Origin of the sequence: Rhodoplanes sp. SY1, assembly GCF_046000175.1 — a bacterium.
Classification (GTDB): Bacteria; Pseudomonadota; Alphaproteobacteria; order Rhizobiales; family Xanthobacteraceae; genus Rhodoplanes.
Map to the genome: position 1 here is coordinate 1 of NZ_JBEOMB010000063.1, position 18,245 is coordinate 18,245.

Annotated in this window: 13 protein-coding genes, 1 tRNA gene and 2 pseudogenes; 4 read left to right on the forward strand and 12 right to left on the reverse strand. The window is 68.7% G+C overall.

Going from position 1 to position 18,245, the window contains the following annotated elements; translation table 11 throughout:
- Positions 1-348 precede the first annotated feature (348 nt).
- Both ABTU92_RS17370 and ABTU92_RS17375 read right to left on the reverse strand, forming a co-directional pair.
- On the reverse strand, positions 349-528 hold the full coding sequence (locus ABTU92_RS17370) for a hypothetical protein (RefSeq protein WP_408092818.1): 180 nt from the start codon (positions 526-528) through the stop codon (positions 349-351).
- Between the two features lie 256 nt (positions 529-784).
- Complete coding sequence (locus ABTU92_RS17375) at positions 785-1,693, reverse strand: helix-turn-helix domain-containing protein (protein WP_408092820.1); 909 nt, start codon at positions 1,691-1,693, stop codon at positions 785-787.
- A gap of 273 nt (positions 1,694-1,966) precedes the next feature.
- On the opposite strand from ABTU92_RS17375, the gene ABTU92_RS17380 reads away from it, so the two are divergent.
- The gene (locus ABTU92_RS17380; RefSeq protein WP_408092822.1) at positions 1,967-4,114 is read left to right on the forward strand and encodes a TonB-dependent siderophore receptor; all 2,148 of its coding nucleotides are present in this window, start codon (positions 1,967-1,969) and stop codon (positions 4,112-4,114) included.
- A gap of 46 nt (positions 4,115-4,160) precedes the next feature.
- Here the strand turns inward: ABTU92_RS17380 and ABTU92_RS17385 are convergent, their stop codons facing one another.
- The 4 genes and pseudogenes from ABTU92_RS17385 to ABTU92_RS17400 form a co-directional block, all read right to left on the reverse strand.
- Positions 4,161-5,801 (reverse strand): hypothetical protein, encoded by a 1,641-nt coding sequence (locus ABTU92_RS17385; RefSeq protein ID WP_408092824.1) that lies wholly within the window; start codon positions 5,799-5,801, stop codon positions 4,161-4,163.
- Between the two features lie 81 nt (positions 5,802-5,882).
- Positions 5,883-7,655, reverse strand: a complete 1,773-nt coding sequence (locus ABTU92_RS17390) for a DUF3369 domain-containing protein (protein WP_408092826.1) — start codon at positions 7,653-7,655, stop codon at positions 5,883-5,885.
- A pseudogene (locus ABTU92_RS17395) lies at positions 7,571-9,690 on the reverse strand (ATP-binding protein). Before ABTU92_RS17395 ends, ABTU92_RS17390 begins: the two are co-directional and overlap by 85 nt.
- A 38-nt stretch (positions 9,691-9,728) precedes the next feature.
- Positions 9,729-10,652, reverse strand: a complete 924-nt coding sequence (locus ABTU92_RS17400) for a TRAP transporter substrate-binding protein (protein ID WP_408092842.1) — start codon at positions 10,650-10,652, stop codon at positions 9,729-9,731.
- Between the two features lie 283 nt (positions 10,653-10,935).
- On the opposite strand from ABTU92_RS17400, the gene ugpB reads away from it, so the two are divergent.
- On the forward strand, positions 10,936-12,309 hold the full coding sequence (gene ugpB / locus ABTU92_RS17405) for a sn-glycerol-3-phosphate ABC transporter substrate-binding protein UgpB (protein WP_408092828.1): 1,374 nt from the start codon (positions 10,936-10,938) through the stop codon (positions 12,307-12,309).
- A gap of 150 nt (positions 12,310-12,459) precedes the next feature.
- Here ugpB and mtnA read toward each other — a convergent pair whose 3' ends face one another.
- Complete coding sequence (gene mtnA, locus ABTU92_RS17410; RefSeq protein ID WP_408092830.1) at positions 12,460-13,560, reverse strand: S-methyl-5-thioribose-1-phosphate isomerase; 1,101 nt, start codon at positions 13,558-13,560, stop codon at positions 12,460-12,462.
- Between the two features lie 308 nt (positions 13,561-13,868).
- Between mtnA and ABTU92_RS17415 the strand changes: the two genes are divergently transcribed.
- Positions 13,869-13,945, forward strand: a tRNA-Arg gene (locus ABTU92_RS17415).
- Here ABTU92_RS17415 and ABTU92_RS17420 read toward each other — a convergent pair.
- From ABTU92_RS17420 to ABTU92_RS17440, 5 genes and pseudogenes are all read right to left on the reverse strand, one after another.
- Positions 13,922-15,505: pseudogene (locus ABTU92_RS17420) on the reverse strand (recombinase family protein); the annotation flags it as partial. The gene ABTU92_RS17415 and the pseudogene ABTU92_RS17420 sit on opposite strands and share 24 nt — an antisense overlap.
- Positions 15,502-15,897 carry a helix-turn-helix domain-containing protein gene (locus ABTU92_RS17425; RefSeq protein WP_408092832.1) on the reverse strand — a complete coding sequence of 132 codons (396 nt, stop codon included), beginning with the start codon at positions 15,895-15,897 and terminating at the stop codon, positions 15,502-15,504. The pseudogene ABTU92_RS17420 and the gene ABTU92_RS17425, both read right to left, overlap by 4 nt.
- Positions 15,894-16,247, reverse strand: coding sequence for a DUF6516 family protein (locus tag ABTU92_RS17430; protein WP_408092834.1), 354 nt, complete (start codon positions 16,245-16,247; stop codon positions 15,894-15,896). The genes ABTU92_RS17425 and ABTU92_RS17430 overlap by 4 nt, the downstream gene beginning before the upstream one ends.
- The gene (locus tag ABTU92_RS17435) at positions 16,244-16,564 is read right to left on the reverse strand and encodes a hypothetical protein (protein ID WP_408092836.1); all 321 of its coding nucleotides are present in this window, start codon (positions 16,562-16,564) and stop codon (positions 16,244-16,246) included. Before ABTU92_RS17435 ends, ABTU92_RS17430 begins: the two co-directional genes overlap by 4 nt.
- 128 nt (positions 16,565-16,692) lie before the next feature.
- Entirely contained in the window at positions 16,693-17,316 is a 624-nt protein-coding gene (locus tag ABTU92_RS17440) for a hypothetical protein (protein WP_408092838.1), read from the reverse strand.
- A 198-nt stretch (positions 17,317-17,514) separates the two neighbouring features.
- On the opposite strand from ABTU92_RS17440, the gene ABTU92_RS17445 reads away from it, so the two are divergent.
- A partial coding sequence (locus tag ABTU92_RS17445; protein ID WP_408092840.1) for a recombinase family protein occupies positions 17,515-18,245 on the forward strand: 731 nt, incomplete at its 3' end.

An 18,245-nucleotide genomic window follows, 5' to 3' on the forward strand; every position in this document is an offset into this window, starting at 1 on the left:
GGGCGCCGATCATCAAGGCCGCCAACATCTCGTTCTGAGAGCACCTCGCGGTGCGGTGCCATGTGCCGGTGCTGTTCCCCGACGGATGAGGCGACTCTCTCTCTCTCTCCGGTGCTCGGCCTCGTGCCCCGGACAAGGCGCGTCGGGCCGCAGGCCTGATGCGCCGCCGAGCCGGGGCCCAGGAGCGGCACGACGGGCAGCGCGGCAGGAGTTCTCCGACGGCCTCGCCTGATCGCCCCTGGGTCCCGGTTCGCGGCGCGTTGCGCCGCGCCCGGGACACGTGGCCTTTGCCGGGGCACCGACGCCGAGAGCGAGTTCCGGCCCGGTCGAAGAGGCGACTCGCCCCGCTCACTCGCGCTGCTGGGGCTCGTCCTCCGAGCGGGTGATCACGTGGCCGCAGCGCTTGCACTCGTAGGAGATGAGCGCCGGGTTCGCCCCGAGGCGCGGGAGGCTGCGGGCGAACTGCATCCGCGCGCCGCAGACGACGCAATGCGGATGGCGCGCATGACTGTCGTCGGAGGGTGTCATGGTCCGGCTCTGGGTTTTCGAGGCGTATTCGAAATCCGAATTCGGCCGTGGCACAATTCAGGGCAGTTACCTAGTCCGTAAGCCCAATGCTCAATCGGTCGGCAGTCGACTCCCGCCCGCGTGCCGCGCCGGGCGCGACGGTGCGGCGAAACCGGGCGTGACGACGGCCCTGCGTGATCGATGATCAGAATCCGCACGCAAGGCTCGGATCGTGAGAGCCTGGATCGTGAGAGCCTGGGTCGTGAGGCCTGACCGGTCAGATCCTGGCGTCGCGCCGCCATGCCGCCGGCGTGGTGCCGACCTGCCGGCGGAACGCGCGGGTGAGATGGGCCTGGTCGGCGAAGCCGGCCGCGTGGGCGATCTCGGTCAGCGGCAGGGTCGAGCGCGACAGCATCTCCTGGACGCGCCGGATGCGCGCCTGCATGTGCCACTGATAGGGCGGCACGCCGGTCGCCGCCTTGAAGGCGTGGCTGAAATAGGACTGCGACAGCCCGGTGAGCGTCGCCAGCTCGTCCAGACGAAGACCGCGAAAGCAGTTCTCCTCGAGATAGGCGACGGCGCGGTCGAGCTGGCGCGGCGACAGCGCCGAGCGGCGGCGCGCCGGCTCCGGCGCGAGCCGCATCAGGTCGATGAACAGCGCCGTGACCAGGCTCTCGCCGTAGACGTCGTGCCGCGCGTCGGGGCCGCCGCACTCCTCGGCGATCAGCCGGGCGAGCGAGAAGATCCGCGCATCGGTGAACTGCAGGCGGGGCGTCGCGAGCGCCGTCCGGTCGGGCGCCTCGCCGATCCGCGCCGACAGCGCCGCGACGTCGAAATGGATGTCGAGATGACGGATGCGCATTGCCGCGTCGACCCGTGACCAGACCGGCACGCCGGCCGGAACGAAGCTCATCGCATGCACGGCGGGTGGCGCCGGCCGCTCGCCGCCGCGGGCCGAGAGCCGCAGCGCCGCGCCGCCGCCCTCCCGCTCCAGCACGACGAACAGGCGCGGATGCTCGGACACGTACTCGCCATGCGCCCCGGCCGCGCAGGCGGCGTGCCAGACATCCGCGACGGCGCCGGGCCAGCGCCGGAAACGCAGATCCTCCAGCACCGCGATCCCTTCGATCCGGCTGGTCATGTTGGGCGTGAAGGCAGCGACCGCGGGGGCGGGGGTGAGCGTCATCGCGGGGTCTCCCGGCCGGGCTGCGGCATGTCCCGGAGCGTCGGCCAGTCAAGATGGTCTTATTTGGAAGTGTTCTGCCTTGTTTCGCGCGGAACACACGTCTTCACGAGTCTTATCCCGAAGGACAGGACCGTTCAACGCGGAGCAGGGATAGACAATCCGACCGATATTGCTGTTGGTATCGCGAGCCTCGACGAGGGGTGGGCGCGCGAGATTTGAATTAGAACAATTCTCGACTCGTGGCGGCCCGAGTAGACGAATCGACGGGGTGTCATGTCCACGACCAAGACTGTTCTCGAGCGGCTGGCCTGCGGGGTCGCGCTGACCTGTCTGCTGCTGCCCGGTGCGGCCGCGGCCCAGACGGCCGGCGGCGAGCTCGCCCCGATCTCGGTCGAGGCCGACCGGGTCGGCGAGTCGCCGACCGGCCCGGTGCAGGGCTTCGTCGCCACCCGCACCGAGACCGGCTCCAAGACCGACACGCCGATCCGCGAGATCCCGCAGTCGATCTCGGTGGTCACCCGCGACCAGATGGACCAGCGCGCCGTCACCAGCGTTACCGAGGCGCTGACCTACTCGGCCGGCGTCGTCGCTGCGCCGTTCGGCTTCGATCCGCGCTTCGATTCACCGATCATTCGCGGCTTCCCGTCCGCCAACAGCCAGTATCTCAACGGCCTGAAGCTGATGCGCGGCACCGGCGACACCACCTCGATCGAGCCGTGGGGGCTCGAGCGCATCGAGGTGCTGCGCGGCCCCTCGTCGGTGCTGTACGGCCAGGGCAATCCGGGCGGCATGGTCAACCTGGTGAGCAAGCGGCCGACCTGGGCCAGCTTCGGCACCGTGCAGGCGGAGGGGGGCAGCTACGACCGCTACACCGGCGCCTTCGACTTCGGCGGCCCCGTGCCGGGCACGTCGGAGTTCGCCTACCGGCTCACCGGCCTCGCCCGCGACGGCTCGGGCCAGACCGACGGGCTGCGCGACGACCGCCTGTACATCGCGCCGGCCGTCACCTGGCGGCCGAACGCCCAGACCAGCCTCACGGTGCTGGCCAACCTGCAATACGACCGGGCGAGCTCGCCGGTCGGTCTGCCGGCCGCCTACACGCTCTATTCCAACCGCACCGGCATCACCCTGCCGCGCAGCACCAATCTTGGCGATCCGAGCTTCGACGACTCGACCCGCACGCTGGCGAGCATCGGCTACGAGTTCGAGCACCGCTTCAACGACGGCCTCAAGTTCCAGCAGAACGCCCGCTACCTCTGGCTCGGCTGGGACTATCAGAACCTCTACTTCAACGGTCTCACCAGCCCCGACACGGCGGCGCGCGGCGCCTCCTACAACGACGAGTCCTACGGCACCTTCACGATCGACAATCATCTGGAGGCGAAGTTCGCGACCGGCGCGCTCGCCCACACGGTGCTGCTCGGCGTCGACGTGCGCCGCCACACGCTCGACACGCTGGCCGAGTTCGGCACCGCGCCATCCGTCAACGTGTTCGCGCCCGTTCACGGCGTCCAGATCAACAAGACCGTCTGGTACGCGGCCAAGACCGACGGCACGCTGACCCAGACCGGCGTCTACGCCCAGGACCAGATCAAGCTCGACAAGTGGCTGCTCACGCTCGGGCTGCGCCACGACTGGGCGTCGACCGACCAGACGACCCGCTACGTGCTCGGCGGCACCAGCATCACCCAGGACCAGAACGACCGTGCCTTCACGGGTCGGGCGGGCCTGACCTATCTGTTCGACAACGGTCTCGCTCCGTATGTCAGCTACGCCACCTCGTTCGAGCCGGTGATCGGCAACTACGCGCCGGCGCTCGGCGGCGGCGCCTTCAAGCCGTCCGAGGGCGAGCAGTGGGAGGCCGGCGTCAAGTATCAGCCGACCTGGTTCAAGGGCTTCTTCACGGCCGCCGTCTACGACCTCACCCAGACCAACGTGCTCACGTCGGAGCTGGTCGGCGGCGTCAGCCAGTCGGTGCAGACCGGCGAGGTGCACGTCAAGGGCGTCGAGCTGTCGGGCCTCGCGAACCTCACCGAAGGGCTCGACCTGATCGCCAACTACACCTACACGGACGCCGAGATCACGGCCGGCCAGAACGCCGGGAAGCGACCCGCCAACGTGCCGGAGAACGCCGCCAATCTGTGGCTGTTCCAGAACATCAAGACCGGGCCGCTCGCCGGCTTTGGCTTCGGCGGCGGCATCCGCTACGTCGGCAGCCGCTGGGATCTCGACGCCAATACCAATCTGCTGCCGTCCAACATCCTGTTCGACGCGGCGGCGAGCTACACGACCGGGCCCTACAAGCTGTCGCTCAACATCGCCAACATCGCCGACGAGGCATACGTCTCGGGCTGCGGCTTCTTCGGCTGCTACTGGGGCAACGGCCGCACCGTCACGGGCCGGGTCGCCTATACGTGGTGAGGCGCCGCGCCGGTCGGTCGAGTTCGGCCCCTCGGGCCGGTGCGCCCTACGGCCCCCGGCCCATCAGCTCGCGGTCGGGCTCCTCGAGCTTTCGCTTCACGAACGGGCGCTCCAGCCCGTAGAGGCTGTAGAGACCGCGGCAGCCGAAGCCGTCCGGATCGACACGGCCGGGCGGACCGGCATTGGCGGCCATGATGGCGACCTTGCAGGCCTCGGTCTCGTCCGCAAGCGTGATCGCGGCGACGCTGTCGCGACCGTGGCGCACGGCCTCGGCCAGATGGGCGACCGCGCCGAGCAGCACGACGAGGACGGCGACGGCGACGACGGAGCGGGACTGCCGAAAAAGCGCGATCCCGCCGGCGCGCACCTGCGCCCAGTAGGCCGCGACCAGCACGATCGGCACGACGGCCCCGCGCATGACGTAGTTGTTGGCGCCCGAGAAGCCCACCGCGACGGTCGAGGCGAGGAAGACGGCGGCGGCCACGGCGCACCGCCCGAGCGGGCTGGCGAACGGCGACGGGGGTGGGCGCAGAGCCCAGCCGGCGAGCCAGCCGATCTCCGCCGTGATGAACAGCGCCGCGACGGTCAGGCCGGCGAATCCGGCGACCGGGGTGCCGAACAGCTCGCTCCACCGGGTGAAGATCAGGAACAGCTGGAAGCCGCCGGCCGAGTCGGCGTGGAGATAGAGATAGGCGAGCGGCGTCGCCACCAGCGCCGCCGCGCCGAGCGCGACGACCGCCATCGGCCGCGTCGCGAAGCGCATCAGGAGCGGCGACAGTGCGAGCAGCCCGCCGATCAGCGCGAAGACCGACGCGAAGGCGGCGAAACCGACGAGCAGTCCGGCCGCCAGCATGGCGGTGGGTGCGGCGCGCGGCTTCAGGGTCAACGGCTCGGTCGCCACCACGACGGCGAGCAGCAGCGCCGTCCCGCCGATCAGGTGATGGGGCACCCAGACGAGCAGCGTCGTCAGGTTCGACAGCTGATTCGGGATGCCGTAGCCGACCTGCCACCATTCGGCATGGGCGAGCCAGTCCCGGGGCGCGTCCCCGGTCGCGACGGCAGTTGCCCAGCGTCCCAGCACGGCGACGCCGTCCGGCACGGCACCGGCGAGCAGGAGGGCGACGACTGCGGCGCCGCGCCGCCCCGGCGCCACGACGTGACGCAGGAACACGACGACGATCAGCACCGCCGACAGGTCGAGCAGCAGCGCCCCGATCCCGTAGGCCAGCTTGATGGCGGACACGTCGAGCAGCTGGAACAGCTCGGCGACGGCGGCGGCCGGCATCCAGGCGACGTAATAGAAGTGCAGGTGCGTGTCGGGCTGGAAGTTGAGCAGCGGCGGAAACCGGTCGCTGGTGACGAGGCTCGCCAGCTCCTGAAAATGCCAGTTGTCGTCGAAATGGACGGCGCCGGCGAGCCGCCCGGTCAGCGACTGCGCCGTGTAGGGGACGAGGCGCAGCGCCGCGAGCAGCGCCGCCCAGCCGATCAGCGCCGCCTCGAACCAGTGCAGCGGCTCACGCGCGTTCACCAGCGGCAGGTGGCGGAACGCCAGCCCGGCGGCCAGGGCCGAAGCCGCGAAGATCGCCGGGGTCAGATCGCTCGGCAGCCGCAGGGCCGTCGACACTGCGGCCGAGCAGACGCTGGCGACCAGCAGCGACAGGACGGCGAGGATCACGCGGGACAGCATCGGAACTCCGGACCGGACTGCCCGGAGCCTACAGGTCCGGCTTTAACGAAATGGTTGCGGGAGGCGGCACGCGCACGCGCCTCATCCCTTCGTCGCGGCCGGCTCGCCCTCCGCCTCCGGCGGCTTCGCCGGCAGCAGCAGCGTGAACGTGGTCCCCTGGTCCTCGCCGGCGCTCTCCGCCGTGATGGTGCCGCCGTGCAGGTCGACGATGCGCTTGACGATCGACAGGCCGAGCCCGATCGAGGTCTCGCCGCCGGTCGGCTTGGCGGAGAGTCGCTGGAACCGGCCGTAGAGGCGCTTGAGGTCCTCGGGCGTCATGCCCGGCCCCGCATCCTTCACCCGGATGCGGGCGCCGTCCGGCGCGTGCGCGAGGCCGACCTCGATGCGGCCGCCGATGGCGCTGTACTTGACGGCGTTGCTGACCAGGTTGTCGACCGCCTCGCGGACCCGGTCGACATCGCAGACGATCGGCGGGCCGGGCTCGATCGACACGTCGATCACCTGGCTCTTCTTGTCGGCGAGCGGCTGGTTCGCCTCGGCGACGTCGCGCAGCACCGCGGCGAGATCGGCGGGGTCGCGCCGGATCGTGATGTCGAGCGCGTCCGTCATGGCGTCGGCGATCAGGCTCTCGACCATGTCGGCGACCCGGTCGGCGGCCTTGTGGATGTGGGCGATCTGCGCCTTGGCGGCCTCCGGCGTCAACGCCGGGCTCGACACCATGCGCTCCAGGATCTCGGCGCGGCCGATGATCACCGAGAGCGGATTCCTCAAATCGTGCGCGACGGTGCCGAGGATTTCGCTCTTGAAGGCGTTGGCGCGCTGCAGCCGCGACCACTGTGCGGCGAGGCGCCGGTTCGCCGAGGAGAGCTCGCGGGTGCGCTGGTTGACGCGATCCTCGAGCCGGGTGTTCGCCTCCTGGAGCTGCTCGTAGAGGATCACGTTGTCGAAGGCGATCGCCAGCTTGCTGGTGAACAGCTCGACCAGCGTCCGGTCGGTCTCGGAGAGCGGCCGCCGCACGTGCAGCACCACGACGACCTCGCGGTCGCTCGCGGTGTGGATGTAGAGGACCGACCAGTCCGGCTCGAACTGGTGGGCTTGCGCCCGGAACGCCTCCTCGACCACCCGCCGCAGCTCGGGATCGAGCGCGTCGACGCCGTTCTGGCCGAGATGGCGGACGTAGCAGCCGGCCGCCGCCAGCACCGAGACCGGATGCTCGCGGCCGTTCTCGTGAAACACCAGGATGCCGTCGCAGTCGACGTTGAGCAGCGAGGCGAGCTGCACCAGCACGCCCTCGGCGAGCCGCTGGATCGACTTGAAGTCGTAGAGCGTCGAGGCGGCGTCGACGATGATCTCCAGGCCGCGCCGCGTCTCCACCATGCGCTGGAGCTGCTGGAAGCTGCGCAGCGCCGCGGTGAGCGAGGTGAACAGCTTGTCGGCGGTCAGCTCGGTCTTCGCCTTGTAGTCGTTGATGTCGTAGTCGACGATGACGCGCCGCTCCGGCGCCTGGCCCGGCTGTCCGGTGCGCAGGATGATGCGGATCGTCTCGTTGCGCAGCACGGTCCTGATGTGGTCGACGAGATCGAGGCCCGCCGTGTCGCTTTCCATGATCACGTCGAGCAGCACCACGGCCGTGTCGGGGTGCTGCGCGAGTAGCGCGCGCCCCTCCTCGGCCGAGTAGGCCGAGATCATCTCGAGCCCCTGGCCGTTGAGCGCGTAGTCGGCGAGCGCGAAGCGGGTGCCGTCGTGGACGGCCGGCTCGTCGTCGATGATCATGATCTTCCAGCGCGGCCCGGCCGCCGCCGGTGCGTCGTCGCCGTCCTCGACGATGTCGACGATGTCGTCCTGGTCAGCCATGGGCTCGGTCCGTTGTCTGGAGGACGGCCGCGGGCTCGTCCGCGCGAACCACCCGACGGGGCAGCACCATGCGGAACGTCGTGCCGTGGCCGAGCGCGGTGTCGAGCGTCAGCCGTCCGCCGAGGCTCTGGGTCACCAGGCTGTGGATGATGTGGAGGCCGAGGCCGGTGCCGCCGCGGCCGCGTCGCGTCGTGAAGAACGGGTCGAAAGCGCGCCGGCGAACGTCGTCGGTCATGCCGACGCCGTCGTCGGCGACGACGATCTCGACATGGCCGGGGCCGAGCTGGCGGGCCCGCACCTCGATCGTGCCGGTGCGGCCGTCCGGGAAGCCGTGGGAGACCGAGTTGAGGAACAGGTTGGTCAGCACCTGGCCGTAGGAGCCCGGATAGCTGTCCATCACGATGCCGTCCGGCACCTCGACGACCAGCGCGAGCTGGGCCTTGCGGAGCACCGGGCGGACGCTGGCGGCGATCTGCTCGGTCGCCTCGCGCAGGTCGAAGTCGCGCAGCTCGGCGTGGCTGCGGTCGACCGCCACCTGCTTGAACGACTGGATCAGCTCGCCGGCGCGCTGCAGGTTGCCGACCAGCTGGCCGGCGGCGTCGCGGGTGCCGGCGACGAAATCGTCGAGCCGCGAGCGGCGCAGCGGTCCCTTGGCGATCTCCTCGGCGAACACCTCGGAGCGGCGCACCAGGCTGGAGGCGACCGTGAGGCTGATGCCGACCGGATTGTTGACCTCGTGGGCGACGCCGGCGACGAGGCCGCCCAGCGCCGCGAGCTTCTCGGCGTCGATCAGGCTCTTCTGCGCGTCGCGCAGCTCGGTGAGCGCCTTCTCGGCATTGTCCTTGGCGGCGCGCAGGTCGTTCTCGGCCTGCCGCTTGGCGATGGCGTTCTCGCGGAACACCTCGACGGCGCGCGCCATGGCGCCGATCTCGTCCTTCTCGCTGGTCGAGCGGATCACCGGCCCGTAATGCCCGGCCACGATGGCGTGCATGGCCGACATCAGCTCCTTGAGCGGATTGCGGATCGAGCGGGTGACGATCATGGCGCCGGCCATGATGGCGACCAGAAAGCCTGCCGCCACGAGCACGACCTGGCGATAGATCGCCTTGAGGGTGCGGTCGAGCGTCGCCTGGGCGCGGGCCTCGCGCCCGCGCATCTCGGTCTGCAGCGCGTCGATGGTCGAGATCATCGAGGCCTGGTTGCCGTCGATGACGGTGCGCAGCAGGTGGGTGCGGGCGGCGAACCGCTCCGACAGCCCGGCGAGGCCGTCGCGGAACGCCGCGGCGCGGCCGCCCAGCGCCTCGAGGGCGGCGCGCTGCATGTCGTCCGAGGCGAGGTCGGACATCACCGGGATGGTCCGCTCGATCGTCTCGAGGTTGCGCCGCGCCTCGTCGGCCGCCGACGAATCGAGCGACAGGTAATAGGCGTTGGCGCCGACCAGCGCGGCCGTGAAGGCCTCGCGCGACTTGCCGAGCGCCGGCCAGATCAGCGCCTCGCGCCGCCCGGCCGCGCCCTCGACGATCGAGTAGAGGCCGGCCATCTCGCGGGCCGGGCGCAGCACCTCGGCGTCGTAGAGCCGGTTGATCGCGGTCTGCACGGCGCGCAGCTCGCCGAAGCCGTCGAGGAACTTCTCGGTCACGGCGGCGAGCCCGTCCATGCCGCTCGCCAGCATCGGATCGGCCGGCTTGCGGCTGCGCAGCGTGCCCAGCACGGCCTCGCGCACCAGCAGGATCTCGGCGAGGATCTCGGGGCTCGGCTCGTTGATGTAACGATGGATGAGGTTCTGCAGGCGTCCGGCCTCGCCCTCCAGCAGCACCAGCACGCTGTCGGATTCGCGCACCGCCCGGACCTCGTCCCAGGCGCGGCTCAGCGCCATCGCGCCGTTCCAGATCAGACCGGCCAGCACGATCACGACGCCGGTGTTGAGCACCGCGATCGACAGGATGCGCCAGCGGATCGGGATGGCGCGGACGAGCCGCACGAGATCGAGGCGGCGGCGCTCCGCCGGTTTCGGCGGCAGCGCGACGGCGTCGATCGCCGCGCCGTCCTGCACCGTCGGAGGCGACGCCACGGTCACTCGCTTTCCCGGATGCGGGCGATCAGCCGCTGCAGGTTCGGGTCGCCGACGCCGGCATAGACCTGCGCCATCGCGTCGACGAAGGGACGCCGGTCGAAATCGGAGACGATCGTCGTCCCGGCGGCGCGCGCCTGGGTGCGGGAGCGCTCCTCGAGCGCGTTCCACTGCTCGCGCATCACCCGGTTGGAGGCGCGGGCGGCGCTGCGGAAGATCGCCTGGTCGTCGGCCGAGAGGCTCTGCCAGGCGCGCAGCGACATCACCAGAACCTCCGGGCTCATGGTGTGCTCGGTGAGCGTGTAGTTGGGCGCGAGCTTGTAGTGGCCGGTGGTGACGTAGGACGGCCAGTTGTTCTCGGCCCCGTCGATCAGGCCGGTGGAGAGGCCGGTCTCGACCTGCCCGTAGGGAAGCTGCACGGCGGTGGCGCCGAGCGCCCGGATCATCGCGGTCATCAGCGCGGACTGCTGCACCCGGATGCGCAGGCCCTTCAGGTCGGCGATGTCGCGCACCGGGCGGTCGCGCGTGTAGAGCGAGCGGGCGCCCGAATCGTAGAAGGTCAGGCCGACAAAGCCGTAGGCCTCGAAGCTCTTGAGGATCTCGTCGCCGATCGGCCCGTCGAGCACGCTGTGCAGATGCGCCTTCGAGCGGAACAGGAACGGCATCGCGAGCACGTCGGCGACCGGCACGATGGCGCCGATCGGCGCCACGTTGGTGCGGTTGAGATCGATGGCGCCGGCGCGGGTCTGCTCGATGGTGTCCTGCTCCTCGCCGAGCTGGCGGGAATGGAACACCCGCAGGCGGTGGCGCCCGCCGGTCTGCTCCTCGATCAGCCGGCTCATGTGGAGCACGGCCTGGACCGTCGGATAGTCCTCGACCTGCGTGTCGGCGACCCGGAATTCTCGCGCGATCGCGGGTGGCGTCATCAGTGCGGCGAGAAGAAGCGCCGTCGCGGCAGCCCACAGCGCGCGGCACGCCGTCGCGCCACGCCCGCAGCGAAACCGGCCGGCGAGGCGCGGAGCCAAGGTGCGAAAGATCCCTGCTGGCGACAAAATTGCACCGCCTTGTCGTCGGAAATTGTCGTCGGACCGTCGAGGCTCGTTGTCGTGAAAGCTCGAAATTTTAGCGAAACCATGGTCGGATGACCATCCTCGCGCGGCCCGGATCGTCGCCGACGCGTCTCTCATCGCGAACAGGGGTGTGCTTTCGATGCCGGAGTCGATACCGCCCGCGCCGAACGGGTCCGCGCCGGGTCCGAGCCGCCGTCGGGTGCTGGCCGGGATCGGGGCCGGGGCGACTCTCGGCGTCGCCGGCGCGTCCCGGCCGGTCCGCGCCGCGACGACCGAGGTCCAGTTCTGGCACGCCATGGCGGGCGAGCTCGGCCGCCAGATCGAGCGCATCGTCGAGGGCTTCAACGCCGGCCAGGACGCGGTCCGGGTCGTGCCGGTGTTCAAGGGCAGCTACACCGAGACCGTGGCGGCGGCGATCTTCGCGGTGCGCACCAAGAACCACCCGGCGATCGTCCAGGTCAACGAGATCGGCACCGCCACCATGATGGCCGCCCGCGGGGCCGTGTATCCGCTCTTCGAGCTGATGCGGGACATGGGCGAGCCGTTCGACGCGACCGCCTTCCTGCCGCCGATCGCCGGCTTCTACCGGGATCCGGCCGGCAACCTCTTGTCCTACCCGTTCAACGCCTCGACCCCGATCCTCTACTTCAACCGCGACCTGTTCCGCGCCGCCGGGCTCGACGACAAGACGCCGCCGAAGACCTGGCCGCAGGTCGAGGAGGTCGCCCGGCGGCTCCGCCTCGCCGGCGTCACGTGCGGCTTCTCGACGCACTGGCCGTCGTGGGTGAACATCGAGAATTTCTCGGCCTTTCACGATGTTCCGATCGCCACGCGCGCCAACGGCCTCGCCGGGCCGGGGGCCGAGCTGATGCTCGCCAATCCGGTGCTGACCCGCCACGTCGCGGCGCTCGCCGCCTGGCAGAAGAACGGCGTGTACGCCTATGGCGGGCGTGGCACCGCCGCCGAGCCGATGCTGCACACCGGCCAGTGCGGCATCTTCATCGGCTCCTCGGCGCTCGCCGCCGACATCCGGGCGCGGGCCAGGTTCGAGGTCGGCTACGGCATGCTGCCCTACTGGCCGGACGTGCCGGGCGCCCCGCGCAACACCATGATCGGCGGCGCCAGCCTGTGGGTGCTGCGCGGCCGCCCGGCCGCCGAGTATCGCGGCGCGGCGCGCTTCTTCGCCTATCTGGCGCGGCCCGAGGTGCAGTCGCGCTGGCACCAGGCGACCGGCTACCTGCCGGTGACGCGGGCGGCCTGGGAGCACGCGCGGGCGGAGGGCTTCTACGACCGCAACCCGGGCGCCGCCATCGCCATCGAGGAGCTGACCCTGAACCCGCCGACCGACAACTCGCGCGGCCTGCGGCTCGGCTCCTTCATCCTGGTGCGCGACGTCATCGAGGAGGAGCTGGAGGCGGCCTTCGCCGGCAAGAAGACGGCCGCCGCGGCGCTCGAGACGGCGGTCCGCCGCGGCAACGAGCTGCTGGCCCAGTTCGACCGCGCCAGCCGGTGAGGCGAGGCACGGCCTCGTGTCCCGGGCGCGGTGCAGGACGCCGCGACGCGGCGTGATGCGCCGCAGAACCGGGACCCAACTTTGCGCCCCCCTGGGCCCCGGCTCTGCGGTGCACCGCTGCGCGCTGCACCGCGTCCGGGGCACGCGGCCTCACGCCCCGCCCGCCCGTTCCGGGAACGCCGCGGCGAGCGCCTCGCGGGTCGGCGCGATCACGCCGCGCTCGGTGATCAGGCCGGTGACCAGGCGCGCCGGGGTGACATCGAAGCCGTAGTTCGAGGCGCGCACCCCGTCCGGCGCGATTCGCACCGTCTCGAAGCGCCCGTCGGCCGTCTTGCCGGCCATCAGGGTGACCTCCTCCTCGCCGCGCTCCTCGATCGGGATCTCCTTCACGCCGTCCGACACGGCGAAGTCGATGGTGGGCGAGGGGAGCGCGACAAAGAACGGCACACCGTTGTCGTGCGCCGCCAGCGCCTTCAGGTAGGTGCCGATCTTGTTGCAGACGTCGCCCTGCGCCGTCACCCGGTCGGTGCCGACGATCACCATGTCGACCTGGCCGTGCTGCATCAGGTGGCCGCCGGCATTGTCGGCGACCAGGGTGCAGGGCACGCCGTGATGGGTCAGCTCCCAGGCGGTGAGCGAGGCGCCCTGGTTGCGCGGCCGCGTCTCGTCGACGAAGACGTGAAGGTCGAGGCCCTTGTCGTGCGCCGTGTAGATCGGCGCCGTGGCGGTGCCGACGTCGACGGTGGCGAGCCAGCCGGCGTTGCAGTGGGTGAGGATCTCGACCCGCCCGCCGCCCTTGCGCCTCGCGATCTCCTCGATGATCGCCAGGCCGTGGCGGCCGATCGCCTGGTTGATGGCGACGTCCTCGTCGGCGATCGCGTTCGCCCGCGCATAGGCGGCCGCGACGCGCTGATCGCGCGGAAGATTGCGCACCGCCGCCAGCATCTCGCCCAGCGCCCAGCGCAGGTTGATGGCGGTCGGCCGGGTTTTTGCCAATGTCTCGCAGGCGGCTTCGAGGGCCGCGTCGGAGGCATCCTGGCGCAGCGCCAGGCACACCCCGTAGGCGGCCGTCGCGCCGATCAGCGGGGCGCCGCGCACCAGCATGGAGCGGATCGCCTCGGCCGCGTCGGCGAGCGTGTCGAGCCGCACCGTGACGTAGCGGTGCGGCAGCAGCCGCTGGTCGATGGTGCCGACCCTGACGCCGTCGGGCTCGAGCCAGATCGTGCGAGTGTGCCTGCCGTCGACTTTCATGGGTCGGTTCCGCGGGTCTTTCTCGGGGTGTCGGAGGGGGCCGCAGCGTCATAGGGCGGTCGGGCCGGGATGGGAAGGCCCTGGGCAGACCCGTCCGCAGCCCGCTTGCCCGGTCCGGCCCGATCGGCTATCCAGGCCCCAGGCGCCCGTAGCTCAGCTGGATAGAGCGTTGCCCTCCGAAGGCTCGTGTCAAGCCCGTCAATGCAGAAGAGGAGACCGAAAGAGACTTGGAATGCAACGACTTGCGTGAAGGGTGTCCAGCCCTTAAAAGTCGCAAGAATTTCGCGTAAGCACCGCGTAAGCAGGATGCACCCGTAGCTCAGCTGGATAGAGCGTCGCCCTCCGAAGGCGAAGGCCACACGTTCGAATCGTGTCGGGTGCGCCATTTCAGTACAGAACTGCGAACGCCGAACGCCGCCGAATCCACGCTGGAAGCGGCACCACGGCGCGGAGCAGTTCCGATTTCGACCCCATGATGCGAATTTCGTCGTCCGCGACCTCGACGCGCTGGGCGAACGCCCGTAGGTGATCCCGCCGATAGCCGCCGCCTTCGAGGCGCAGCCCGGCGCGGGCAGTGCGGGAAAAGTCGCCGATCATGTCGAGGCTGATGGCCTGACCGCCGGCGATGCGCTCTTTCGCCATCGCGTCGTCCTTATCGACCATGCCGGATTCGATGGCGTCAAAGAGCCGGTTGATCCGCTGATCGGTCTCGGTGATGCGCTTTTGAAGTTCGGCGAGGTGTTCACGGCGGCGCTCCAAGCGGTCCTCGCGGCGGTCGAGAAGACCGGCGAGGATGGTTTTCAGCCGCTTGGGCTGAAGCAAGCGTTCCTCCATGTGACACGCCACAAGCTCGTCGAGCTTGTCCATGGGGATCGAGCGGCCCTTGCAGCCCGTCTTGCCCTGCCGGGCCTGGGTCGAGCAGGTGTAGTAGCGATACAAGCTGCCCGTGCTGCCCTTGCCGGTACGCAGCGTCATCGCGCCTCCGCACTTGGCGCAGAAACAGATGCCGGTCAGCAGCGTCGGGCCGCTGGTGACGCGGGCCGGCGTCACCATGGGCTGGCGGGTCTTCAAACTCGCCTGCACGGCGTCGAAGGTCTCCCGGTCGATCAGGGGCGGCACGGCCATGACAGCGACCTCGGCCTCGGGCTTCTTCTCCCGGTCCTTGTGCGAGCGGGTGTTGAACCTGTGCTCGCCGATGTAGGTTGTGCGAGTCAGGATCGTGTGGATTTGCGCGAGACCCCAGCGCCCGCCGTCACGGGTGAAGATGTGGCGTTCGTTGAGATAGCAGGTGATGGCCTTGACGCCCATCGCACCGTGATTGCCGTCTCCTTCAAGAAACAGCCGGTAGATCAGCCGCACGGTGTCGGCGTGCAGCGGGTCGATTTCCAGCTTCTTCTTGGTCTTCGATCCACGCTGCTCGGCCGCGACGATGCGATAGCCGATCGGCGGAAGCGCACCGTTCCAGAAACCTTGCCGGGCGCATTCTCATTCATGGCACGGAGGACATGCTTGGCGTTCTCTTTCGACTGGTATTCGTCGAACAACGCCATGATCTGCCGCATCATGGTGTGCATGGGATCGTCGCCCATCTCCTGGGTGATCGAGACCAGCCTCACGCCGTTCTTCGCCAGCTTGCGGACGTAGAATCCATATCGAAGGCATCGCGGAAAAAGCGGCTGAACGAATGGACGATCACCACGTCGAAGGGCGCGGGCTTCGAGGTGCCCGCCTCGATCATCCGCTGAAACTCCGGGCGCCGGTCATTGGTGGCGGTTGCACCGGGCTCCACGAAAGTCTCGACCGGTTCATAGCCCCGCGAGACGCACCAGGCTTCGCCCTGCCGCTTCTGGTCGGGAATCGACACGTCATGCTCAGCCTTCCGCGCCGTCGAGACACGCAGGTAGAGGGCGGCACGCTGGGCAACGTCCAGAGTGTGCTTGTTCATCGCCGGCCTCCTGCTGCTTTGCGGGGTGCTTTTCCGGCGAGCGACAACACCAGCTCCACGCGGTCGTGCGCAACCTTCGGGACCAGTCGGAGGCCCTGACCTTTCTCCATACTGACCAGGCCGTAGCCCGCCATGGTCTTGAGCGTGCGCGACAGGTTGGATTTGGCGCGGCCGGTCATCTGCGACAGTTCCTCCAGCGAAGCCGGAGCCTGTTCGGAGATGACGCGAAGCAGCTCCTGATTTCCGGTGGAGAGAATCTGCGCGAAGGATTCCATGGAGGTGAACCACACTTTCGGATCACCGGCGGCGGGCTTTTCCTCGCCGCGCGCGATCCGCATGGTGCGGGCCTTCACCCCCTCGTAGTCGGCAATCCCGACCTTCAGGGTGGTCATAATACGCCTCGCTCCTTCAACACCGCGTCCTCCGCCTGCCAGAAGTCGGCCAGCAGCGTGGCCGCGTCCTCGTAGGCGTATGGCTTCACGGTCTGGAAGCGAAGCCGATGATCCATCGGCTCGCCGTGCCTGCCTCGGCCGACCGGATGGGCGTTATCGAAGCCGACCAGCCGTTCGCCCGAAGGCCCGTGAAGCGTGAGCGAGTAATCGAGACCATGCGGCTTTCCCGGCGAAACCGGAACGCGGGTGACGACAAACTTCACCCAATGGCCGCCTTCGGGATCGACAACGAGAACCTGACCGTCGAGGTCCAGTAGCGTGTCGAGGCTCGGGTCGCGATCCTCGCTCATGGCCTATTGTTATCATCAGTAGATAACAACATCAGGTCTTTTCGGTCCATCCCGGCGAGGCCGAACAGCCGGTCGAGCAGGTCGCCGAAATAGCGCTCGAAGACATCAATTTCGGCTTCCGTAACCGGAACGTCCTCGGGCCAGTCGTCGGTGACGGGCAGGTTCTCGACATGGTAGATGCGAGGCGATGGCGCCCGGCGAAGGCGCGGCGCGATCTGTGCGCGATCATCGGCGTAATCGTAGAGATCGTTGGGAAGCGCTCGCGGGATCGGCCGGCGTGACCGTCCCTTTCTGTCGCGCGGACGTTGCGCTTGCATGGGAACCTCCGTGTTTCGCGCTATTCGGGCGCAGGGAGGCTCGGAATAAAGCGAACCATGGAGGGGAATCGGCGGCCGGTAGCGTGCCAAATTCACGCTGGCACGCCCACGGCACTCCCTGCTTCATATTACAGATGGCGATACCGCCCCTTCCGGCGCGACCCGACGTAGCATATGAGCCCTGCCACCTTGAGCGTGGCGATGTCCCGGCGCGCGGTTTTCATGCTCACGGACCAAGTCGTTGCGATCTCTTTAGCGTCGCATCGGCCTTCCGCGACTCGATCCAGGAACCAACGCTGTCGCTCATTGAGTTCTGCCCGATCAGGGACATTTATAGGGTCACGTTCAGGGACACGATTAGGGTCATTTTTCGATCCGCTTGTTGCCGGTCGTCCGCCGGCGATCTCGCCAGCCGCATAGGCTCCGCGGGCTTTCGCAAGCGCCACTCGATCCACCGGATCGGTCGGCGATGCCTCCGCGGGGCTTTCGATCAGGCCGAGAAAGAAGGCCCTGATGACAGCCGACGAAACCACGAGACGCAGGAAATACACCGTGTCCGGCCTGTGCTGCCCGGAGAGCCAATGCTTGACGGTCCTCTCGCTCGCGTCGGTCTGGCGCATGAGCTGCTTGATCGCACGGTGGCTGTCGCCATGCTCCTTGCGTAGCAGTTCGGCGATGGTGTGCGCGTAAATCTCGCGCCCGACGAGGACACCATTCCATAGCGGTGATTTCCTGCCCTTTTTCGGCAACATCTTCCGTTCGCTCCGCAGCTAGACTGTTCCAATTCCATTGCGGAGAGGCGGTAGAGGCCCGCCATGCGCTGCTGTGGCAGGCCGCTCGGACTGCCGTAGTCGGGCTCAGGAGGACGTGATGAGATGAACCGGAGGCTTTACGACGATGATCCGCCAGGGCAGCCGGAGCGGCCCCTTCGGGCTGCCGAATACGTCCGCATGTCCACGGACCATCAAAAGTATTCGACAGAAAACCAATCCGACGCGATTAAGCAATATGCCCAGTCCCGTGGAATCGAGATCGTCTGCACCTACGCCGACGAGGGAAAAAGCGGACTCAGCGTCGATGGTCGCGATGCGTTCAAGCGGCTGATTTCGGACGTCGTGGAGGGTCGAGCCGTTTTCGAGATGATCCTCGTTTACGATGTGAGCCGCTGGGGGCGTTTTCAGGACACGGACGAGAGCGCTTACTACGAATACCTCTGCAAGCGAGCCAGCGTTCGTGTCCAATACTGCGCCGAGCAGTTCGAGAATGACGGAAGCCCCATCGCGGCTATTATCAAGGGTGTGAAGAGCGCGATGGCCGGCGAATATAGCCGGGAGCTTTCCGTCAAGGTGTTCGCCGGCCAGGGGCGCCTGATCGAGAAAGGGTATCGTCAGGGCGGCCCGGCAGGCTTTGGTCTACGGCGAACGCTCATTGATGAGCACGGCGCTATCAAGGGCTGTCTTGAGCGCGGCGAGCATAAGAGCCTCCAGACTGACCGCGTGATCTTGACGCTCGGCCCCGCCGAGGAAGTCGATCTAGTCTGCGAGATCTACCGGGCGTTTGTCCATCAGGAATACAGCGAGAGCGAGATTGCGGCTGATCTCAACCGACGGGGTATTTCCACCGACCTTGGGCGGCCCTGGACCAGGGGAACCGTCCACCAGATGTCAGGCGACACGACAAA